Raw genomic sequence first — 19,907 nt, forward strand, 5'->3', positions numbered from 1 at the left:
TGATCACCTGAATTCACGCGTTTTTTTCCATGTTACGGGATAACGTGAAAATGAGCCAGCAGCAAAAAACAGACTAAAGTTCAATAAATAAACGGTTGGCTAAAAAATGGCCTTGAGGTAGAATTATGCGGATAAAAAAACCCATACAGACCTCAGGACACGAAAAATCTGTATGGGCAAGGTTACGGGCTCACTCGTGACAACCGGTTCGCGGCGTTGCCTGGCACCGGAAAAGGTTAACGCCAGGAGAAAGCACAGATAACACTTTAGATAAGGCACTATGCGTGCCAGAAAACAATAACCTATAAAATTCAAAAACTTAGCCTTAACCCCATCAAAAAACTGCGAAAGCAGTTTTTTTGTTTTGGTGCAAACGCACCAAGACAAGGCAACTTGCCAGTGCTTTTCTCCCGAATGCTGTTCCTATACAATTCTGTCATCCTGACAATCGTTATGAAGAAAAACATGTTAAGCCAACAACAACTCGCCACCATGCTCTCGCTGCAAAATAAAATGAACACCAAAGTCAACCCTCAGTGGTTAACCGCCGGATATGGTTACCTGCGTGCCGCGATGGTGGAATCGGTAGAGGCTATTGAGCACCACGGCTGGAAGTGGTGGAAAGCACAACAGAAAGATTTACCTCAGTTACAGATGGAGCTGGTAGATATCTGGCACTTTGCCCTGTCTGCAAGCATTATTGATTATCAGGGTGATGTGCAGGCAACCGCTGATGCACTGGCGGCACAACTTGCACAGACTTCAGTGCAAGTGCAGTTTGACGGCACAGATTATCACCCGGAGCAGCAGTCACTGCTGGATAACCTGGAACTGATGGCCGGTCTTTGTGCGGCAAAACGTTTCAGTGTGCCACTGTTTATGCATATCGCCGGTCAAAGCGAAATGACTAGTGATGAGTTATTTCGCCAGTATGTGGGTAAGAATGTGCTGAACTTTTTCCGTCAGGACAATGGTTATAAAGCCGGAACCTATATCAAAGAGTGGCAAGGCCGGGAAGACAATGAACACCTTGTGGAAGTATTAGCGGCACTGGATATCAACCACGAAAGCTACGCTGATCAGGTTTACGCAGGACTGGCAGAACGCTATCCTGCCTGAGAATAAATCATAGTAAAAAGCTCACTTCTTTAGTGAGCTTTCTACTTTTTCATCCGGGCTGAGAGGCTATTCAATCAGACCCCTGGCCTTTGCCATAGATTCAGCTTCTTTGCATGAAGCGGGTTCATTTAAGTCTTCAAACTCACTGCAGTCAACATCAAGCATCTCATTAAGACACTCTGTACTTTTCTCCACTATGTCTTCGTGCGCAGCAAATTTCTCTTCGAACATTTCAGGTACATATTGCTGACACATCTGGTCGGCCATACCTTCTACCATCCCGCGCATTTGAGGGGGAACTTCGCCGCCCATTTCTTTTTCCATTTCCAGCGATATACACACTTTCAGCTTGTCGCAGAACGCACCGGCTGCTTTCATGTAGTCAGCAACGTCAGCGTGTGCTGAAGCAGATAAGGCCAGTGAAGCGAATACTAATGTGGCGGGTAATACATTCATTTTCATAAGCGTTCCTTTGCATGCCGGGCCCCGGCGACCCGGAGAGTTTCAATAGTAACAGAGAAACTGAAAACTGTATTAAATTTAACCAAAAAATTTAGTTAATCCACACAACCGGTTCCCGGTATCCGGCCAGAATCACTGACTTATACCGCTCCTCCAGCACATGTCGCTTCACTTTCAGCGTGGGGGTGAGTAACCCATTGTCGATGGTCCACTCCTCATTGATCACCAGCATATGATCAAGCTTCTGATGGCTTTCCAGATTGCTGTTTACTGCGTTCAGTGTGCTTTGCAAACGGGTTTCCAGTGTCAGTTTGGGTTGCTTAGCTGCTTCCTCCGATAACACCAGTAAGGCCACCGGTTGAGGCAATCCGGTACCGACGACACACACCTGCTCAATTAAATCATTCTCCATGATGCGGGCTTCAATAGGCGCCGGCGTCACATATTTTCCTTTTTCTGTTTTAAATATATCCTTCAGGCGTCCGGTAATTTTCACGTACCCTTCGTTGTCAATTTCTCCCTTATCACCGGTTTTTAAATAGCCGTCAGGGGTCAGGACTTCCGCCGTTTTTACCGGATCCAGGTAATACTCCACCATATTGCAGGGAGACTTAACCTGTATTTCGCCTTCACTGCTGATGCGGATATCCACACCTTTATAGGCCTTCCCAATTTTACCTATTTTATCCTGCCGGAACGGTACGCAGGCAGACCCGTATGCACTGTTTTCCGTCATTCCCCAACCTTCACTGATGGGAATACCAATCTTACTGAACCAACTGATAATTGCGGGAGCCAGTGGTGCTGAACCACTGGCAAACAAGCGTGCTTCTGATAAGCCCAGCCCCTGCTGTATCTTCTTTTTCACCATGGAATTGATGAAAGGTATAGCTAACAGCAAAGACAATTTTTTCTGCGGCATTTTGCCAAGCACACCATCTCTGAACTTGGTCCACAGACGCGGTACAGAAATAAACAAGGTGGGCTGACAATGTTTTACGTCCCGCTGGAAGGTATCAAGGGATTCGACAAAGTGGATTTTTCCGCCGGCATAGAAACTGGCCAGTTCTACCAGTACCCGTTCGGTTATGTGCGCCAGCGGCAAATAACTCATCATCCGGTCAGTGGCACAAAACGTCAGCGCATCCAGTGAATTAGCCGCAGCCCAGCAGATACTGCGAAAGCTGTGCACCACACCTTTAGGCTCGCCGGTGCTGCCGGAGGTGTAGATAATGGTCATTACATCATCAAGATCCCGATCAGGCGAGCCGGCTAGCGGTTCGCAGGCAATAAAGGCATCCCATTGCTCGCTGGCAGGGATCCCGGGATAAGGCATCGCTACAGTATGCAAGTCAGCCGGCACAGCAGGTAATTGTGTGTCGGGCTTATCCAGTTTGCCGATGAACAAGAGCTTAATATCTGCATGGCGAATAACATAATTCAGTGTATCCCCGCCGGCAGAGGCAAAAATGGGTACCGAAATATGACCAGCCATCATGATCCCGAGATCAACGACAAACCATTCCGCGCAATTTTTAGCGAAAATACCAATACGGCTGCCGGCAGGCAGTGACAACTCAGTTAACCGGCGGGCAACCCGTCTTGCAAGACCGGCAACCTGCGCGTAGGAATAAGGTTGATAATGACCATCTGAAGGCTGAACAAGAAAGGTATCGGCGGGCCGGGTATTTTCCCAATGGTACAGCATGGCCAGAGGGCTATACTGAACTTGCTGATTTTCATTTACGACGGCTAGAGTCATTGACATTACATCCGTTTTTATTGCTATTGTATCGCAGAGATTAACATTAAATTCACAAAGCGGTTATATAAATCTAAGCGTTATTCATGGTTAATCATAGTAGATACTGACACTTACACCACTTAAACCAGTTAACAGGCATACATTTTTCGCTCCCGGCACTGACCAGGGAACAAGGAATGAACAAACAAGGCGAAATCATGAAAATTACAATTAATGGCAAAACTCAGGAGTATGACGGCGACCCGGCCATGCCCCTGCTGTGGTACATCCGTGATGATCTGAAGATGACCGGCACGAAATACGGCTGTGGCATGGCACTGTGCGGCGCATGTACTGTACATCTGGATGGTCAGGCTACGCGTTCCTGTCAGTTACCCATGTCTGCAGCAGACGGTAAAACGATCACCACAATAGAAGGGCTGGATGAAAATAATGCTCACCCGTTACAAATTAGCTGGGCGGAAGAACATGTTCCCCAATGTGGCTACTGCCAGAGTGGTCAGATTATGCAGGCAGCTTCCCTGCTGGCCTCTAATCCTTCGCCTGATGACGCAGACATTGAACGGGCCATGTCGGGCAATATCTGCCGCTGCGGTACGTATCCCAGAATTAAAAAAGCCATTAAAAAAGCAGCGGAGGCAGGAAAATGAATACGACTGATTTGAATCTGTCACGCCGCTCGTTTCTGAAAAAGTCTGCCGCTGCCGGTGGCTTTTCCCTGTCCGTGACATTGCTGCCGGCCACTCACGCTCTTGGTGCAGAAATGGCCACATCAGCAGAGCGTCTTGCGCCGAACCTGTTTGTGTCTGTCAGTGAGGAAGGTGTGATTACTGTCACCTGCCACCGCTCGGAGATGGGTCAGCAAATCCGCACCGCCATTGCGCAAATCATTGCTGACGAACTGGATGCCGACTGGTCCATGGTCAAGGTGACTCAGGCAACAGGCGATCCGGTTTACGGTGACCAGAATACAGACGGCTCCAGAAGTATCCGCCGGAATTACGACCGGCTGAGAACAGCAGGCGCTACCGCTGCATTGATGCTGAGACAAGCCGCAGCAAAAGGCTGGGGAACCGACAGCAGTGAGTGCGTTTGTGAAAACCATTACGTACTACACAAGCCGACAGGCCGCAAAGCCGGCTTTGCCAGTCTGGTTCCTGTTGCAGCAACCTTGTCTGTCCCTGCCGAAGCAGATGTCACTGTTAAGGAAAAGTCCGCCTTAAAATACAGCGGCAAAGGCATGGCCAGCGTCGACTTACCGGATGTAGTAGCCGGCAACACCGTATATGGTCAGGATGTGCAACGTGAAGGTATGCTTACCGCTGTCATTGTGCGCCCTCCTGTCATGTTCACGACGGTAAAATCGCTGGACGACAGCAAAGCGAAACAGGTCAAAGGCGTAAAACATGTTATCACCATGCCGGCTGCTGCTGCGCCGGCCATGTTTAATCCGTTAGGTGGCGTTGCTGTCGTAGCCACGTCCACCTGGTCTGCTATGCAGGGCGCAAAAGCGCTGAACATTCAGTGGACACAAAACGAACATAGCCATTATCAGTTTGAAGATGAAAAACAGGCGCTGATTGCCTCAGCCCAAAAAGGCGGCGAAACCGTCAGGTCGAAAGGAGATGCTCCGGCTGTACTGGCATCGTCAGACAAGGTTATTGAATCGACTTACTTCGCCCCCCTTCTCGCACAGGCGCCTATGGAACCGCCGGCAGCAACTGCACACGTACAGGGTGATAAAGCTGAAATCTGGGCATGTACCCAAACACCTCAGGCTACCCGTAACAACGTGGCCGGCGCCCTTGGGATCCCGGCTGACAATGTAACAGTAAATGTGACCTTGCTCGGTGGCGGCTTCGGACGTAAATCAAAGCCGGATTATGCTGCTGAAGCCGCGCTGCTTTCAAAGCAAACCGGCGCTCCGGTAAAGCTTATCTGGCGGCGGGAAGACGACATTCAGCATGGCTATTATCACAGTGTGAGTGCCCAGCACCTTAAGGCTGCGCAGGATGAAAATGGAAAAACGCTGGCCTGGCAACACTGCACAGCATTTCCCTCAATTTCCACCACCTTCGCCGGCGGGGTTACCACACCATCAAACGGCGAGCTGAGTCTGGGATTCATGGATAACCCGTTCAGCATCGATAATATGTTGCTGCAAAAAGGTGAAGCGGTTAATCATGTGAGGATCGGCTGGTTACGCAGTGTATGCAATATTTTCCATGCCTGGGCAGTGCAGAGTTTCGCTGACGAACTGGCCCATCACGCCGGTCAGGATCCCAAAGCCCATTTACTGTCCCTTATTGGACCTGCCCGCCTGATTGACTTAAAAGCGGAAGGTGCGGCGTATGAAAATTATGGCGATCCCATTGAAAAATACCCTGTAGATACTGGCCGCCTGATCAATGTGATTGAAAGGGTGACGGCCATGGCAGACTGGGATAAACGGAAGTCACAGGGTCGCTACCTGGGCCTGGCAGCTCATCGCTCATTTCTAAGTTACACTGCAACCGTGGTGGAAATAGAAGTAAAAGAGGACGGTACGTGGCATATTCCGGCTACCTGGGTCAGTATTGATGCGGGCACCTTCGTAAACCCGGAACATGTACGGGCGCAGTGTGAAGGGGGGTCGGTATATGGTTTGAGCTGTGCGCTGGGGCAGATTTCAGCCACAGACGGGGCGATAGATCAGAGTAACTTCCACAACTACACCGTGGCACGCATGCAACATGCACCGGCACACTTTGAGATTGATATCGTTGACAGTGATGCACCGGCAGCCGGTGTCGGTGAGCCACCGACGCCGCCATTTACGCCGGCGCTGTGCAATGCGTTATTTGCCGCTACCGGCCAGCGTTTTAAAACCTTGCCGTTACCGTTAAAACTCAATCTGAAAAGCTAAGTGTTGAAAAAGCAAAATGCCTGTACTGAGTACAGGCATTTTGCCGGTTATGACAGACGAATAACAGTTACCATTGCCGGTTCAGTAGCTCAGGCACATATTTCGCCTCAACAGGGCGGGAATAATAATAGCCCTGGTGGTAAATACATCCCTTCTCAAGTAAATATTCTACCTGTCCGGCTTCTTCTACCCCTTCAGCGACACAACGCATATTCAGATTAGTTGCCATTTCTATGGTCGCCAGTACCAGCGCATCGTTACTGCCATCAGGCTCAATGTCATCGACAAAACTTTTATCGATTTTTAGTACCTGAAGGGGGAATTTTTTCAGATAACTCAATGATGAATAGCCGGTACCAAAGTCATCCAGTGCCAGTATAAATCCTGCTTCGATAAACCGGTTAACCTGACGGAGAGCACCTTCCGCATCATCCATCAGGATCCCTTCAGTAAGCTCGAAGCGCAATGCACTTCTTGGCAAACCGGCCTCATCCAGTAAGGCTTTCACACCGTCAATATCGAACTCGGTTTTAAAGTGTAAAGCTGACAGGTTAATTGCCACATACCCCTCAAAGCCGTCCGCATACCACGTTATGAGATCATCCACGGCGCCCTGCATGGCAGCACGGGTCACATCAATCACATAACGTAATTCTTCCAGTACCGGAATGAATTCGGACGGGTATAAAGGAGGTTCATTAAGTGAGCAACGAAGCAGTAATTCGACACCGACAGTTTTGCCGGTTTTCGCATTTATGATGGGCTGATAATGATTGTAAAAACACTGTTCCTGCCAGGCTTTTTTCACCCTGTTTTCCAGCTTAAGTCTGTCGCGGACTTTGGCATTCATATCTTCAGTGAAATAACTGAAGCCGGACACAGTATCTTTCTTCGCCGTATACATGGCCACATCTGACTGTTTCAGCAACTCAGCGGGCTCAGAGGCATCTTCGGGATAAAAAGAAATCCCCACACTGGCAGACACCCGCACCACTTCGTTGCCAAGGGCGATAGGGGTTTCAACGGACTCAATCAGGTGCCCCACAAACTCGCCGACTTTCTGCCTGTCAGTAACATTTTCAGTCACAATAACAAATTCATCACCGCCCAGTCTGGCTACAGTATCGTCCGGTGATGCCAGGTTCAGCATGCGGTTGGCAACAATCCTGAGCAACTTATCGCCATAATCATGTCCTAAAGAATCATTAATGCCTTTAAACCTGTCCAGGTCGACGAACAATACCCCCACTTCGCTACCATGGTGATTGGCACGCTCAATGGCCTGTTCAAGCCTTTCGAGCAACAGTGTCCGGTTAACCAGACCGGTAAGACTGTCGTAGTTCGCCACTTTAATAAGCTTTCTTTCGGCGTTTTTCTGCTCCGTAATATCTGACATGATAATGAGGTAATGGTCGATTTTATCCGCATCAGTCATCGTGCCGGTCACAGAGACTTCAACCAGTACGTCATAATGGCGGCCATCAGCACCGGTGAGACTTTCTTCGCTCTTCCAGAACTCGCCGGCTTTCAGAACAGATAATTTTTCTCTTAACGTTTTACCCAGTCGCGGCGAGTTCTCAAACATACGATTCAGCTGGCGTTCCAGTCCCTTGTCGCTGTCGAGCCCGAATGCTGCACAGCATGAAGGATTCACAGCCACCGGCATATAGGCGTTGTCGAAAATCATTACCCAGTCACGGGTGTGCTGAAACGCGTCACCGAACAAACGCACCTGATGTTGCGCTTGATGTAAGCGGTTTTGCTGACGCTGCCGGTGAAAGAGATAACTGGCAAGTAAAACCAGCAGAAAGCAAAAATAAATACTGTAGGCCACCGGTGAACGTAGCGGCGGATACGGAATGGTAAAAGACAAAGAAGCCGGCAGCAGCACCACATCGTTGTCCTGCTTTAACGGGGACACATCAAAGTGATATTCGCCCGGAGACAGAAATGCAAATGTGACACTGCCGTTTTTGGAGACCGACTCGCTGACCACCGAATTTTCTCTGACGAGCTTATAGCGGAATGTTGTATCGCGGCTGTAACTGGACGACAGCGCAGTGAACTGAATAGTAATGCCGTAGTCGTCATGATTAAACGTAACATGTTCACCACTAAGGTTTCGCATGGGTTCATGGATCATGCGGGAGTCCAGCAACACATTGCTGATCACCATTTTTTTCACACTACGGGCCCGTTGCTTTGCTTTATCCAGCAATTTTTCCGGATCAAACAACACGAACCCGGCCGTAGAACCAAATACCAGCCGTCCGTCACTGAGCTTTAACGCTGCGCCATCATTAAACTCAGAGACTCTGATGTCTTCCCCGTAACGGTACCGCTCTACGGAACCGGAAAGAGGTGAATAACGCCCGAGGAATCCATGGGTAGTAAACCAGATGTTCTCGCTTTCATCTCCGGTGAGGCTGTAAACAATGTCTGTGAACAACGACTCTGTTCCGTTCAAGTATGTTTTCACAGCAAAGGTTTCAGCGTCTAAACCCACCATGCCGTAACTGGGAAAGCCCAGCCAGAGTACATCGTGACTGTCGACCATGAAGCTGGTAACCGCGCTGATATTATTGCGTTCCTTTTCAGGAAACCGGTAGACATCGCGGATCCCGAAATCCGTGGTATCTACCATCAGTACAGCGTCTCTCACTGACAAGAAGATCTTGCCGGGGTAGCGCTTATCTGCACCAAGAAAGGTAAAGGAATAATTGGCGTTAATGCCTTCAATATCCAGCGGCAGAGATTCCAGTTTTTCAGTGGCCGGGTCGTAGCGCCAGAAGCCCCGGGAAATAAAATAAATGCGGCCTTCGTTGTCCGTTGCGGTGCCAAAATTCCAATCGTTTAAGACTTTTTCAGCCTCCGGTGTCTGTGCCGGCAGCAGACTGATTTTTCCGGTTTGCTTAGAGAACATTCGCAGTCCTCTGTATGTCTCGAGAATTAAATTGTCACCCGGTGCAGAATAGATATTCATGATAATACTGACATCGCTGCTGTTGGCGATATCATTTTCACGAAGGAAATGCCGGCTTTCTTCTGTTTTAAGATTGAATGCTGTTAATCCGTTTTTGGTACCCACCCACAGAATGTCGTCTTCCTGCAAAAATGACCACACGGTGTTATCCGCCACGACCGGCTTATCGTCACGAATGGTGTTCTGATACGTCTCGATACCTAATGGCTTGGCATACCAGAACAAAAGACCACCATATACGCTGCCCATCCATAAATTCCCCTGCTCATCTGACAACAAGCTGCGGATACTTTTGTCAGCCAGTGTAATGATGCCTGCATGAGGATAAAGAATATGGCTGTTTTGCCACTGGTCATTTTCACGATATAACCTGAACAGTCCAAGGTCTGTGCCCAGCCAGTACTCTCCGTTGCCGGCCGGCACCATTGTCCAGATATTGCGATCTCTAACGACACGGCTGCCCTGAACCTCAATAACATCACCGACTTCTGCGGTAAAAACAGTCACCGGGATTGAAAAAAGTCCCCCTACCGTGCCGATAAATAATGTATCCGGAGAAGGGGTATATAAGGTTTTTGTATTAACAGAAAGATTGGAGATATCACCGGCAGGCAGATAGTTGAGTGTTTTAAGACTTGCCAGCCCTTTTGACAGTGACATAACTTCCAGGCCGTAACTTGTGGCGATAAAGAGCTGGTCACCAATACTCTTTACATCCCTGATTACGTTCCCCTCTCCGATATGCTCTTTGGTAAGACGATACAGTTCAGTACTTTCACCGGTTTGGGGATAATATCTGATAATGTGCTGTTCCAGCGCCACCACCATAGAACCGTCCGCCAGTTCTTCGAAGGCATCAGCACCCTGGGTCCAACCTTCTTCATCAAAATAACTGACTCTGCTGACCAGTTGGTAACGGTTACTGTTTAAATCAAAAAAATAAACGCCGTCAGAATAAGTGGAAACCCACAGACGATTGCTGCTGTCGACAAACAAATTACGGATTTCGTTGTTGACGAACAATCCGTCAGGACCTTCCAGGGTAACAAAGCGGTAACCGTCCCAGCGGCTCACTCCCCCTTCTGTCGCCACCCAGATAAATCCGTCACGGTCGCGCACGATATCCTGAACCTTGTCCTGAGCCAGACCATCGGCGGTACCGAGCTGTAAAAAAGTGGGATCTTCGATAAGAGGAGCGGCATTCACCGTGCCAGTAAGAAAAAACAGAATAAAAAACAACAGTGTCATTAATCGTTCCCTGATGTCCGGGAACTGGTGCATTATTTTCATTGTTATCATCAGGTGTCGTTTCACTTCGACATGAGAGGCCTCAGCGGGCCTGACAACTTCGCCGTGCACCGTTTTTTTACCGGTCAGACACAGCGAACCGCAATTGCTATTTGTCTATGGTGTGCAGTTTAACGATTCTGCACATAAATGAAAGCGGCACTGCCTGACCTGAGGATAAATTTACATACCTCATTGAAAAATAAGAAGCTGTTAATACGTGTCAGTCCTTTTCCCTGATAGGGATCCGGCCGGCTTTCACCGCGCCGCGTTTGATACCGGCCTGAGGAGCGAGGCGGTAAAGATCACCATTGGTGCCCACATAGGTTTTCCGGATACCGCATGATTTTGCAATATCTGCATGGGCCTGCAGATGTGCAGCTTCGCCATGTACAGGAATGGCAATTTCCGGCTTCACCCAGTGATACATAAGCTTGAGTTCTTCAGCACAGGGGTGACCGCTGGCGTGAACCGGCAACGGGCTGTCTTCACTGAGCAACGTACTGACTCCCATGGCTGCAAAACGGGACAGTAACCGCTCTACCGGCTTTTCGTTACCGGGTATCACTATGCTGGAAAAAATAACATGGTCGCCTCTGGCCAGCTCCAGTTGCGGATGACTGTTTGTTGCCAGACGGGAGAGCGCAGCCCGGGGCTCTCCCTGGCTGCCTGTTGCCACCACCAGCACTTCTTCGGGTGGTAAGTAGCCAATATGTTCTGGATCTGCCAGCGTTATGTCTTCCGGCCAGAAGCCCTGAGCCCTGGCAATGCTGACCATGTTGATGAGTGAGCGGCCAAGCAGGGCAAGGTAACGCCCTGTCCGTTGAGCAATCCGCGCCAGAGAAATCAATCTGGCGATGTTACTGGCAAAACAGGCTACCACTATTCTGCCCTTCAATGGTTTGATAACTGATAACAAACCATCGAAGCAATTACGTTCAGACAGTGACATACCGGGCTTTAATGCGTTGGTGGAATCCCCCACCATGGCCAGAATGTTTTCGTCCTGCAGGGCCTGATAAAGTGTGTGCTGAAAAGGCTTGCCTGACACAGGCTGCGCATCAATTTTCCAGTCAGCGGTATGAAAAATTTTACCTGCGGAGGTGTCTATCAATATGGCGTAGGGATCAGGAATGGAATGAGTGATAGCCAGCCAACGCACGGTGAAAGGCCCAATCGTGTGGGAGCTGTTTTCCGACACTTCTATAATTGGCACCCGTCCGGCCATATTTTCCCTTGCCAGTTTGCGGCGCAGCACTTCGGCAGTAAACGGCGTGGTATAAACAGGACAACGAAACCGTTGCCAGATATAAGGAACCGCACCGACGTGATCTTCATGAGCATGGGTTATCACCAGCCCGGCCAGTTGCTCTTTGCGGGAGGTGATAAATTCCGGGTCCGGCGCGACGACAGAAAATAAGGCATCTTTCGTGACGCCCGTTTCAGCGGCCGGATACAGAGGCTCATTAAATGAGACGCCGCAATCCACCATTAACCACTGTCCGTCGTGTCCATAAAGATTCAGGTTCATGCCAATTTCACCGGTACCGCCCAGCGGAATAAACCATAAATCATCTTTTGCCGGATTAAGTGAGCTGATAATCACCTCCCCATCAAGAAGTTAAAATAGAAACGGCCTGTCAATCACAGGCCGTACGTAGTCAGAACAGGCAATTATTTCACGATGGTCATTTCATCAATGAGATTGGTTGCGCCGTCTACATATTCCATTACCCACAGCATGTATCGCGCATCAACATGAATAGTACGTGTTGTACGGGGATCAAAATCCCAGTCTGAGTTGACACTTTCAAATGTACCGTCGAACAACAAGCCAACCAGTTCAGCATTGGCATTCAGCGTTGCAGAGCCTGAGTTACCGCCGGTGGAATCCAGATCGGTAAGGAAATTGACCGGCACACTGTTAATACTATCCAGCTTATAAGGTCCATACTGCTTTTCTTCAATCAGCGACAACAATTTTGCCGGTGCATTGAAGGGACTTTCCCCGGTGTCTTTCTCTAAAATACCTTCAAGACGGGTAAACGGTTCATAGATTAAACCGTCTTTTGGCGAGCCGCCGAGTACATTTCCGTAGGTCACCCTCAGAGTACTGTTGGCATCAGGGTACGCCAGATTACCTTTTGATTTCTGCCAGTCAATAATGGCTTGCATATACAGAGGCTGCAAGGCAGCAGACTGCCCCCGCAGCGCTTTTGTGGCATCTTCTATTTGCATTTCAGTGTCATATAACGCCACAGCAAGACGAATGAAAGGATCTTTACTGCTCTCAAATTCACTGCGACCGGCCTTAAGCCAGTTTACCCGCATTTCAGTATCTTTCAGTGTAGTTTCACGATAAAAAGTATCCAGTACTTCATCAAGGTTTCCTTTATCGGCAGCGGCCTTCAGACCCATAGCATTGTCAAAGGCTTTTACCCGTGCATCTTCAGGCTGAGCCATATAAAGAGAAATCATTTTTTTCCATACCGCTTTATCAACAGCGACATCGAAGCGGCGATCAACCCGTGTCAGGCTTTCTTCCAGCCGTGAACGGTCCCGATCCTGAAAACCCGGTTCATGTTCAGCATCCGGCTTCTCACTTTCTATTGCATTGCGGTAAAGCTGTTTCGCCACTGACAATAGCTGTGCGCGGGACAAATTTCTATACCAGAAATTTTGCTTGTTGTTTCTGATGCGCTCGTCCATGACGCTGTCCAGTTGAGTGATATTGTCAACCAGGGCATTTTTACCCTGCGACGTTAGCCAGGAAGTCAGAGCCTCTTCCCTTTCGGCGCGGCGCGAAACCAGTCCCACCCGCTTAGCGCCTTCAAGTTGTCCCTGTATATTTTTCAGGAAGTTATTCAGGCTGGCGAGTAAGGCATCATATTTTATCCGCGCATCACTACCCTCTTCAGATGCGCCCTTGATGGTATCAACCCACTGCCCCCCCAAATCAAGGTTCGTTGGATACAACCAGTCAAACGTATAGGAAACCAGTGAATGTCTGGCATAACGGTTTGTAGAGCCGGGATAACCTGCCGCCATAACAAAATCGCCGTCATCCAACCCGGCTGCAGAGACCTTGAGTATTTGTGCTGGCTGATAAGGGACATTATCTTCACTGTAGACTGCCGGCTTTCCGTCCGGTCCCACATAAGCGCGGTAAAATGAGAAATCCCCTGTGTGGCGGGGCCACATCCAGTTATCAATTTCCCCACCGTATGTCCCGGTGGATTCCGCCGGTGCATAGGCGATGCGTACATCGCGTATTTCCATTTGCCTGATTAATTTATATTCCAGGCCCTGGAAAAAAGCCGGCACGGAACAGCGGTAACCGGGCTCGGCTTCACATTCAGCAATAATCGCCTTGCGGTTTTGCTCGATGGCATCGTATCGTTCCCGCCCCTGTAATTTCTCACTGAGCGTGCCGGTAACCTGACTGGTCACGTCGGCAACATCCACAGTGACGAACATGCGCGTACCGGGCGCGGCCGGCAACTCATCTGCGAGCTCCTTTGCAAGAAAACCGTTTTTCAGATAATTGTTGTCAGGTGTACTGTTGTATTGCACTGAGCCACGCGCACAGTGATGGTTGGTAACGGCAAGACCCTGTGCGGAAACGAAGGAAGCAGAGCAACCGCCAAGGGAAACAATCGCGCCCATGGGAAAACCGGTTAAGTCAGAGAGTGTTTCAGGAGAAATCTCCAGACCGGTATTTTTAAGATCACCGGCTATTTGCGGGAGCTGTTCAGGGGTAAACATACCTTCTTTTGCCAGTGCCGGAAGCGCTGCACAGCAAAATGCTACTGACGCAGCAATGATTGTTTTTCGGGACATCTTGATTCCTTTTGCTTTTTTCCGTCGTTATTTTACGTCCCTAGTTTACCCGGCAGACGTCAGAATGGAAATTGCAAAAGGAGACTGCATCGCGATGAGACGCTAAAGAGTGTGTGAAAATGTGTCAGGGAAGAGCAAAAAAAGCCCTGTCAGATGCAGGGCGTGACTTTATTTAATGATGCAGTTCAGCATTTAGTTGATCGATAATTTCGACCCATTCAGCATCCTCCAGCAAAGCACTTCTCAAGAATGTAGCCTGCGCATCATTCCAGAAAGGTGCATCTTCAATGTGTCTGCTGTCGTTCAAACCCCGGTGCTTTTCGATAAAACTCTCCATCGCTTCATCGCTGTTGTCCAAACCCAGTTGAGCGAACAGATCCTGCATTGTGGGTTGTTGCAATAACATACGCTGCTCCTTTTATTCATTTCTGATAAGGTTTTAACGTAAGAGGCAGCCCCTGCGATCAGCCTTTTGCAGCGAGAATTTTCTCCGCCATGACGTCCGGCTCAATAATCTCGCCTTCTTCACCCGGTACTGGGCAAACCATGACCACCAGCGCGTCTTTCAACAAGCCCGGTGTCCACTTTTGCATCCAGTCCTGCAGGGAAATACGTAACGGCTCACAGTGAGACCATTCATCCGTAGCCCAGAGTGCAGCCAGCGCCTCATCAGGCCATACCGGCACACCGTCTTCTTCATCAGAAGTGAGCATCACACAACCATCGTCATCTTTTAAGATCCACACCTCGCCATTTTCAATGACGGATTCAACGGTGGCCTGAAGGCGTTTTTCAGCACTGACTTCCAGTAGAGGGTGAGATAAAGACATACATTTCCTTACAGAACCGGCAAGCGGTTATCTGACTTAAATTTTTCAGCATCCGGCTTATCATCTTGTGTTTGATATTCCGGCTTTTCGTTACCCGATGATAATGAATCTGCCATGGGATTTCTCTCCACAGTATTGCCAGACCGGACGACTGATCTTTGATGAACATAGCTGATATATTGGGTCAGACTTCTTTCCTGCAAGTCAAAAGCGTAAAGATTTGCTAACTGATTAATTAATTCACCGCGTTGGTGTTGCGGTAACACAAAGCTGGAAGCAGGTTTATCCCCTGCCGTTAAGCGTTTTTCCGGCGCAAAGGCTGCTGTTAACCGTCTGGCGGGCGTTGCCACTTCACGGTGAACTAACGTGTAGCCGGCATAGCGGTTTTCACCGGCGGACGCACCTTCGTTTCCAGCCGGCATGCCGGCAAATGCCTGTCGTATGGCCTGTTCCATTTTATCCTGCATAAAATCTCCTGCCACAAAGAGTCTGGCACGGCTGGCCACCAGTGTGTCAGTCACATAGTTGCGGATATCATCGCCAGTGATATTCAAAAATGAAGCCGCTTCCGGTTGCACTGTCCCGCGGCTTAAATTACCGGCCTCAATACCGGTGGCTTTTTGCAAACCGGCAATTTCATAGTTCCGCCAGTGTTCGGCTTTTGTTCTTGCCAGAATGTCTTCATCAATACCGTTATAGCGTACAGCCTGTGCCAGCACATTAGTCGCTTCTATAGCTTTTTCGCCGGACGTATCCACGCTCACCTGACTGGTACGGGCGCCGCTGACCAACCGGAGATCACCGTTAAAATATGACAAAGCGGGATTTGCTGCCAATACATCGAAAGCCAGCGCAGGTAATCCTGGCAAAGGTTTATCAGGATACCGGTTGGTATCAAACTGCAAATGTAAGGTGACGGCGGCTGTTGTATCCATGGGCAGCATGACCACGTTAAGGCCATTTTCCAGGGTGAACGTTATCGCGCCCTGAGCAACAGAATTGAACACTTCGCCATTGGCAGGCTGTAGCTGTACCGCACTGGTAACAGATGAGGAATATTTCGCCGGAACTTGTTCCGCAGAGACAGTTTCAACAGAGGCTGTTAACGCCCATGAGGTCAAACACTCGATTACCAGACCCCATATTTTCAGACAACGCATGCTTTTACTCCTTCCATGGCCGCATATTCTGTCAGTCAATACAGTATTAATAGTGATTTGGTTCTCATCTGTGCTAAATCCGTCAGACACAGAGATAAACGGTAACTTTTAATCCGCCAGCCTTGCGAAAGTTTAACCGTATGCAGGTATCATAACCCAAACAGAATTAAATTCCAGATTCAGACTGGTATTACGCCAGTCTGACGATGTAAATAAAAAGGTGAGTGACCGGTCGATACAGGTAATATCACACTTGAGCGGATGTGAGTAAATCGAGCAGTGCGGGTAGCCCGGGACGTTTAACCGATTTCATTGTATTAAGATAAACCGTCGCAGAGAGATCCTCAAAAGTACTGACACAACGGAGTTCCCCGGCCGGTAACAGTTTTTTTGCAACCGATTCCGGTAACAACGCAAAGCCGCCTTCTTCAGTAAGGCTGCTGGCAGCCAGCCGGAGAGAATTTGTACTGAGTCTGGCATCACGGAGCTGAGGACTGATTTGCTGTAACTTATCCCTGACTTTGCTGCCCCACTCTACAGACACATAGGTGTTCGGCGCAGGCTCTTCTGCTTCAGTACCATAAGCAAACATAGCAAGGGGCTCACATAGCAACTCCGTACTCAGAATTTCTTCAGACTTCAGCGGTTCTGAAGACAATGCAATGTCGATGGTTCTTTCATGAAGCTGACGGGATAAGCTGTCCAGCGTAAGCACTTCGGCTTTTACAGACCAGTCTGGAAATGCCTGATGAACTTTTCCCAGCACAGACGTGAACCCCATTTCACTGGCCAGCTGGGTAGCGGCGCACACCACAAATTCGCCGGATTCGGCTTGCAGTTCCCGTTTGGCGTCTTTTAGCGTGTCGGTCAGTTGATGCGCGAAAGGAAGGAGTTTCTCACCAGCCTGCGTCAATTGAATACTGTTGCGGTGGCGTATAAATAAAGTGGTCTGAAAATACTCTTCCAGCAATTTAATTCTGGCGCTGACAGCAGATTGCGTCAGATAAAGATTCTCTGCGGCTTTACCAAAATGCCGGGTCTTAACAACTTCAAGAAAGGTAGATAAAAAGCGGATATCCATAGATGCTACACAGCGAGTCACGTTACAGGGTATACGGTCTCACAGCTTTCTATGGTTGTAAAACAAAAATGTACACAACGCATCAGAAAACTGATGCGTTGCTCAGATAACATTAATCGCGTGTTATCAGTAACTTTCCTGGTGAAGCCTTCGCTGTTTTTCGCGACGCTGAACGTCACGCTTTTGCTTAGTTTTCACCTGATGACGACGGTCCTGGCTTTTTTTGCCGTGAAGGTCACCATCTTCTACCGAGTCCCATTCTTCACGCTGGTAACGATAGTCTTTACTCATTGCAGTCTCATAGTTATTGCCACATCTCCATTATCAGTGTGCTGACAAAAATGGGAAACAAAAATTAATCATCGTGACGATGAATAATTTCACTGAACAAAAATCAACCACCCTCTATTCATTAGCTACCTCACTAGTGTAGCGTTAAAGGGCTAATTTCCCCGTTGAGCCCGTTTCCCGGACTGCTCACGGTGCTTGTCGTCCTGACAAAAGCACATTCAAAATTATTTATCTTAAAGGTAAAAAAAATTTGTTTCCCATGGTGTTTTTATTGATTTAAAAGTCTGCTGAGTTTACTCCTTTTCGAGACTTCGCCATGAAAACGTTTGATATCCGACCAGCTCCAAAGCCCTTCATCGACAGGGTAAAATTTCCGTACGGTTTTAAAAAATCCGGAGACTTCAGTATACCTGAGGCCGACTTGCTGACACGTTACGGTAAAACTTTGTGTGATCTGGAATCAGGCACAATACAACCTGAATCCGCTGATGAAAAACACTTTGTCGCTTTCATTTCCGGTACTGTTCCGGCTGAGAACGGACTGGAAAAAGCGTGGCAAAAGTACGTACACCTAGCCCGTGGAAAACGTAACTTCTACACGTTACACAGTTCGGCCAGCAACGCGGCCGAATTTGATGATGACTACTCAGACGAAACATTCGACGTCGCCTGATTCATCTTCACAGTCATCTTTATGAACCTGCCCGGTTTCTTTCACGGAACCGGTCAGGTTTTGCCGTTTTATTCACGCCTTAACTTTTTACTTTTTCCCGCAGCTTTTTGTGATCTTTTTAGATTGCCTGTACGAAACAGCATGTATACCCGTGCAATCTCAGTACTTGTAAGACCGGGATTTCACTGCGCTTATGGTTTAAGCAGGCAAAAAGGACAAAAAGATGATTGCTTTTAATACCCTGACAAAATTCGGAATTCATGCCACTGACGGCGACATTGGTCAGTGCAAAGATGTTTTGTTTGATGATCAGGATTTCGTTATCCGCTACTTTGTGGCCGATACACACAAGTGGCTGCCCCTTGGCCGCAAAGTTGTACTCTCCCCTATTTCACTTACTGAGGTGAATGACACAGAAGAAAAACTCTATGTGTCTATGACCAAAGATGCTTTGAAAGAAAGTCCGTCCATCGACGACCACAAACCGTTATCGCGGGAATACGAAGAAATCTTATTTAAATATTTCGGTTACGGCTATTACTGGACGGGACCGGGTGCCTGGGGCGACTTCTCACATCCTACAGAGCTTGTTGATCAGCAAAGTATGCAGGACGACATGGACAGCCTTGAAAGCAAGCCTGAAAATCACTTACGGTCCTGCGACGAAGTAAACGGGTACGATATCAGTGCGCAGGGCGAGGACACAGGTCACGTATGTGATTTTGTCATCGACAAACGCAACTGGGCCATTCAGCTTTTCATTATTGATACACGAAACTGGCTGCCCGGCGGGAAAAAAATTGCGCTCGCTCCCGCGCTGATAAAAGACATCGACTGGTCGACGCATAAAATTCATGTGAACGTCAGTCATGATGACCTGATGGCATTACCGGAAGTGGATGATGACCGCCTTGATGACGCCGACTACCTTGCGTCTCTGGCAAGTAAACCTTTAATGACAGATCGAAAATAATAAAGGCGGCAGCCGCCGCCTTAATTCAATAAGAACCGGAGATGTCACTCTGCAGCACAGAAGAAACCATAAAGCAGGCCTATAGTCTGCTTCACTCTGTCGTCGGCCAGACTATAGTAAATTGTCTGCCCGTCACGACGGGTGGCCACCATGTTGGCCTCACGTAAAAGTGCCAGATGTTGAGAAAGTACCGGCTGAGTTACCGGAATCCTGGTCAGTAAATCAGATACAGAAAATTCATCATTTAGCAGAGAACATAACACCATAAGGCGGGTTTTGTTCGCTAATTGCTTTAAATATCGCTCAGCCTCGGAGGCATGGGATAACAATTCTTCTGTGTCAATGTTGTTTGCAGTCGCTGTCATTAGTAGTACTTCTTTATTATTTATTTGTGGGTATTAAAGCGTAAATGATTCTCACTTATCAACAATGTTCATCGTAAATAACATGCGTTCCAAGGTATTACCACTGTTTATTTACCGCAAGCTATATTACATTCACCTTATATTGCAAATGTTATCACTATCGGGGGACATGA

16 protein-coding genes are annotated in these 19,907 nt (G+C 48.4%); 5 read left to right on the plus strand and 11 right to left on the minus strand.

The window, feature by feature from the left end; translation table 11 throughout:
* Positions 1–465 precede the first annotated feature (465 nt).
* Positions 466–1,119, plus strand: coding sequence for a dUTP diphosphatase (locus tag ACXAH4_RS08360; protein ID WP_474881588.1), 654 nt, complete (start codon positions 466–468; stop codon positions 1,117–1,119).
* Positions 1,120–1,185: 66 nt separating this feature from the next.
* Here the strand turns inward: ACXAH4_RS08360 and ACXAH4_RS08365 are convergent, their stop codons facing one another.
* On the minus strand, positions 1,186–1,581 hold the full coding sequence (locus tag ACXAH4_RS08365) for a hypothetical protein (RefSeq protein ID WP_474845609.1): 396 nt from the start codon (positions 1,579–1,581) through the stop codon (positions 1,186–1,188).
* Between the two features lie 91 nt (positions 1,582–1,672).
* Positions 1,673–3,349, minus strand: coding sequence for an AMP-binding protein (locus ACXAH4_RS08370; RefSeq protein ID WP_474845607.1), 1,677 nt, complete (start codon positions 3,347–3,349; stop codon positions 1,673–1,675).
* A 191-nt stretch (positions 3,350–3,540) separates the two neighbouring features.
* Between ACXAH4_RS08370 and ACXAH4_RS08375 the strand changes: the two genes are divergently transcribed.
* A complete protein-coding gene (locus tag ACXAH4_RS08375; protein ID WP_474881590.1) occupies positions 3,541–3,996 on the plus strand; it encodes a (2Fe-2S)-binding protein in 456 nt (151 codons plus the stop codon).
* Positions 3,993–6,251, plus strand: coding sequence for a xanthine dehydrogenase family protein molybdopterin-binding subunit (locus ACXAH4_RS08380; protein ID WP_474881458.1), 2,259 nt, complete (start codon positions 3,993–3,995; stop codon positions 6,249–6,251). Before ACXAH4_RS08375 ends, ACXAH4_RS08380 begins: the two co-directional genes overlap by 4 nt.
* A 67-nt stretch (positions 6,252–6,318) precedes the next feature.
* Here the strand turns inward: ACXAH4_RS08380 and ACXAH4_RS08385 are convergent, their stop codons facing one another.
* The 8 genes from ACXAH4_RS08385 to ACXAH4_RS08420 all read right to left on the minus strand — a co-directional run bounded on the left by ACXAH4_RS08385 (position 6,319) and on the right by ACXAH4_RS08420 (position 17,723).
* A complete protein-coding gene (locus tag ACXAH4_RS08385; protein ID WP_474881460.1) occupies positions 6,319–10,482 on the minus strand; it encodes an EAL domain-containing protein in 4,164 nt (1,387 codons plus the stop codon).
* Positions 10,483–10,744: 262 nt separating this feature from the next.
* Positions 10,745–12,052, minus strand: coding sequence for a ribonuclease J (locus ACXAH4_RS08390; protein WP_474881591.1), 1,308 nt, complete (start codon positions 12,050–12,052; stop codon positions 10,745–10,747).
* A gap of 143 nt (positions 12,053–12,195) precedes the next feature.
* Positions 12,196–14,361: a S46 family peptidase gene (locus ACXAH4_RS08395; protein WP_474881462.1), complete on the minus strand. Its 2,166-nt coding sequence runs from the start codon at positions 14,359–14,361 to the stop codon at positions 12,196–12,198.
* 172 nt (positions 14,362–14,533) lie between these two features.
* On the minus strand, positions 14,534–14,767 hold the full coding sequence (locus tag ACXAH4_RS08400; RefSeq protein ID WP_474868698.1) for a DUF2789 family protein: 234 nt from the start codon (positions 14,765–14,767) through the stop codon (positions 14,534–14,536).
* 58 nt (positions 14,768–14,825) lie between these two features.
* The gene (locus ACXAH4_RS08405) at positions 14,826–15,191 is read right to left on the minus strand and encodes a DUF2750 domain-containing protein (RefSeq protein ID WP_303574529.1); all 366 of its coding nucleotides are present in this window, start codon (positions 15,189–15,191) and stop codon (positions 14,826–14,828) included.
* A gap of 8 nt (positions 15,192–15,199) precedes the next feature.
* Positions 15,200–16,351, minus strand: a complete 1,152-nt coding sequence (locus ACXAH4_RS08410) for a peptidase M16 family protein (RefSeq protein WP_474881464.1) — start codon at positions 16,349–16,351, stop codon at positions 15,200–15,202.
* Positions 16,352–16,598: 247 nt separating this feature from the next.
* Complete coding sequence (locus ACXAH4_RS08415; RefSeq protein WP_119500988.1) at positions 16,599–17,432, minus strand: LysR family transcriptional regulator; 834 nt, start codon at positions 17,430–17,432, stop codon at positions 16,599–16,601.
* Between the two features lie 126 nt (positions 17,433–17,558).
* Entirely contained in the window at positions 17,559–17,723 is a 165-nt protein-coding gene (locus tag ACXAH4_RS08420; RefSeq protein ID WP_474845595.1) for a hypothetical protein, read from the minus strand.
* Positions 17,724–18,039: 316 nt separating this feature from the next.
* Here ACXAH4_RS08420 and ACXAH4_RS08425 point away from each other — a divergent pair, with 316 nt between their 5' ends.
* Positions 18,040–18,396: a MaoP family protein gene (locus ACXAH4_RS08425; protein ID WP_303574533.1), complete on the plus strand. Its 357-nt coding sequence runs from the start codon at positions 18,040–18,042 to the stop codon at positions 18,394–18,396.
* Between the two features lie 223 nt (positions 18,397–18,619).
* A complete protein-coding gene (locus ACXAH4_RS08430) occupies positions 18,620–19,369 on the plus strand; it encodes a PRC-barrel domain containing protein (RefSeq protein WP_474851841.1) in 750 nt (249 codons plus the stop codon).
* 44 nt (positions 19,370–19,413) lie between these two features.
* On the opposite strand, the gene ACXAH4_RS08435 is transcribed toward ACXAH4_RS08430, so the two are convergent.
* On the minus strand, positions 19,414–19,734 hold the full coding sequence (locus ACXAH4_RS08435; protein WP_119500985.1) for an ArsR/SmtB family transcription factor: 321 nt from the start codon (positions 19,732–19,734) through the stop codon (positions 19,414–19,416).
* Between the last annotated feature and the right edge of the window lie 173 nt (positions 19,735–19,907).

The sequence above is a fragment of the Alteromonas sp. ABV2_168 genome (assembly GCF_056161165.1).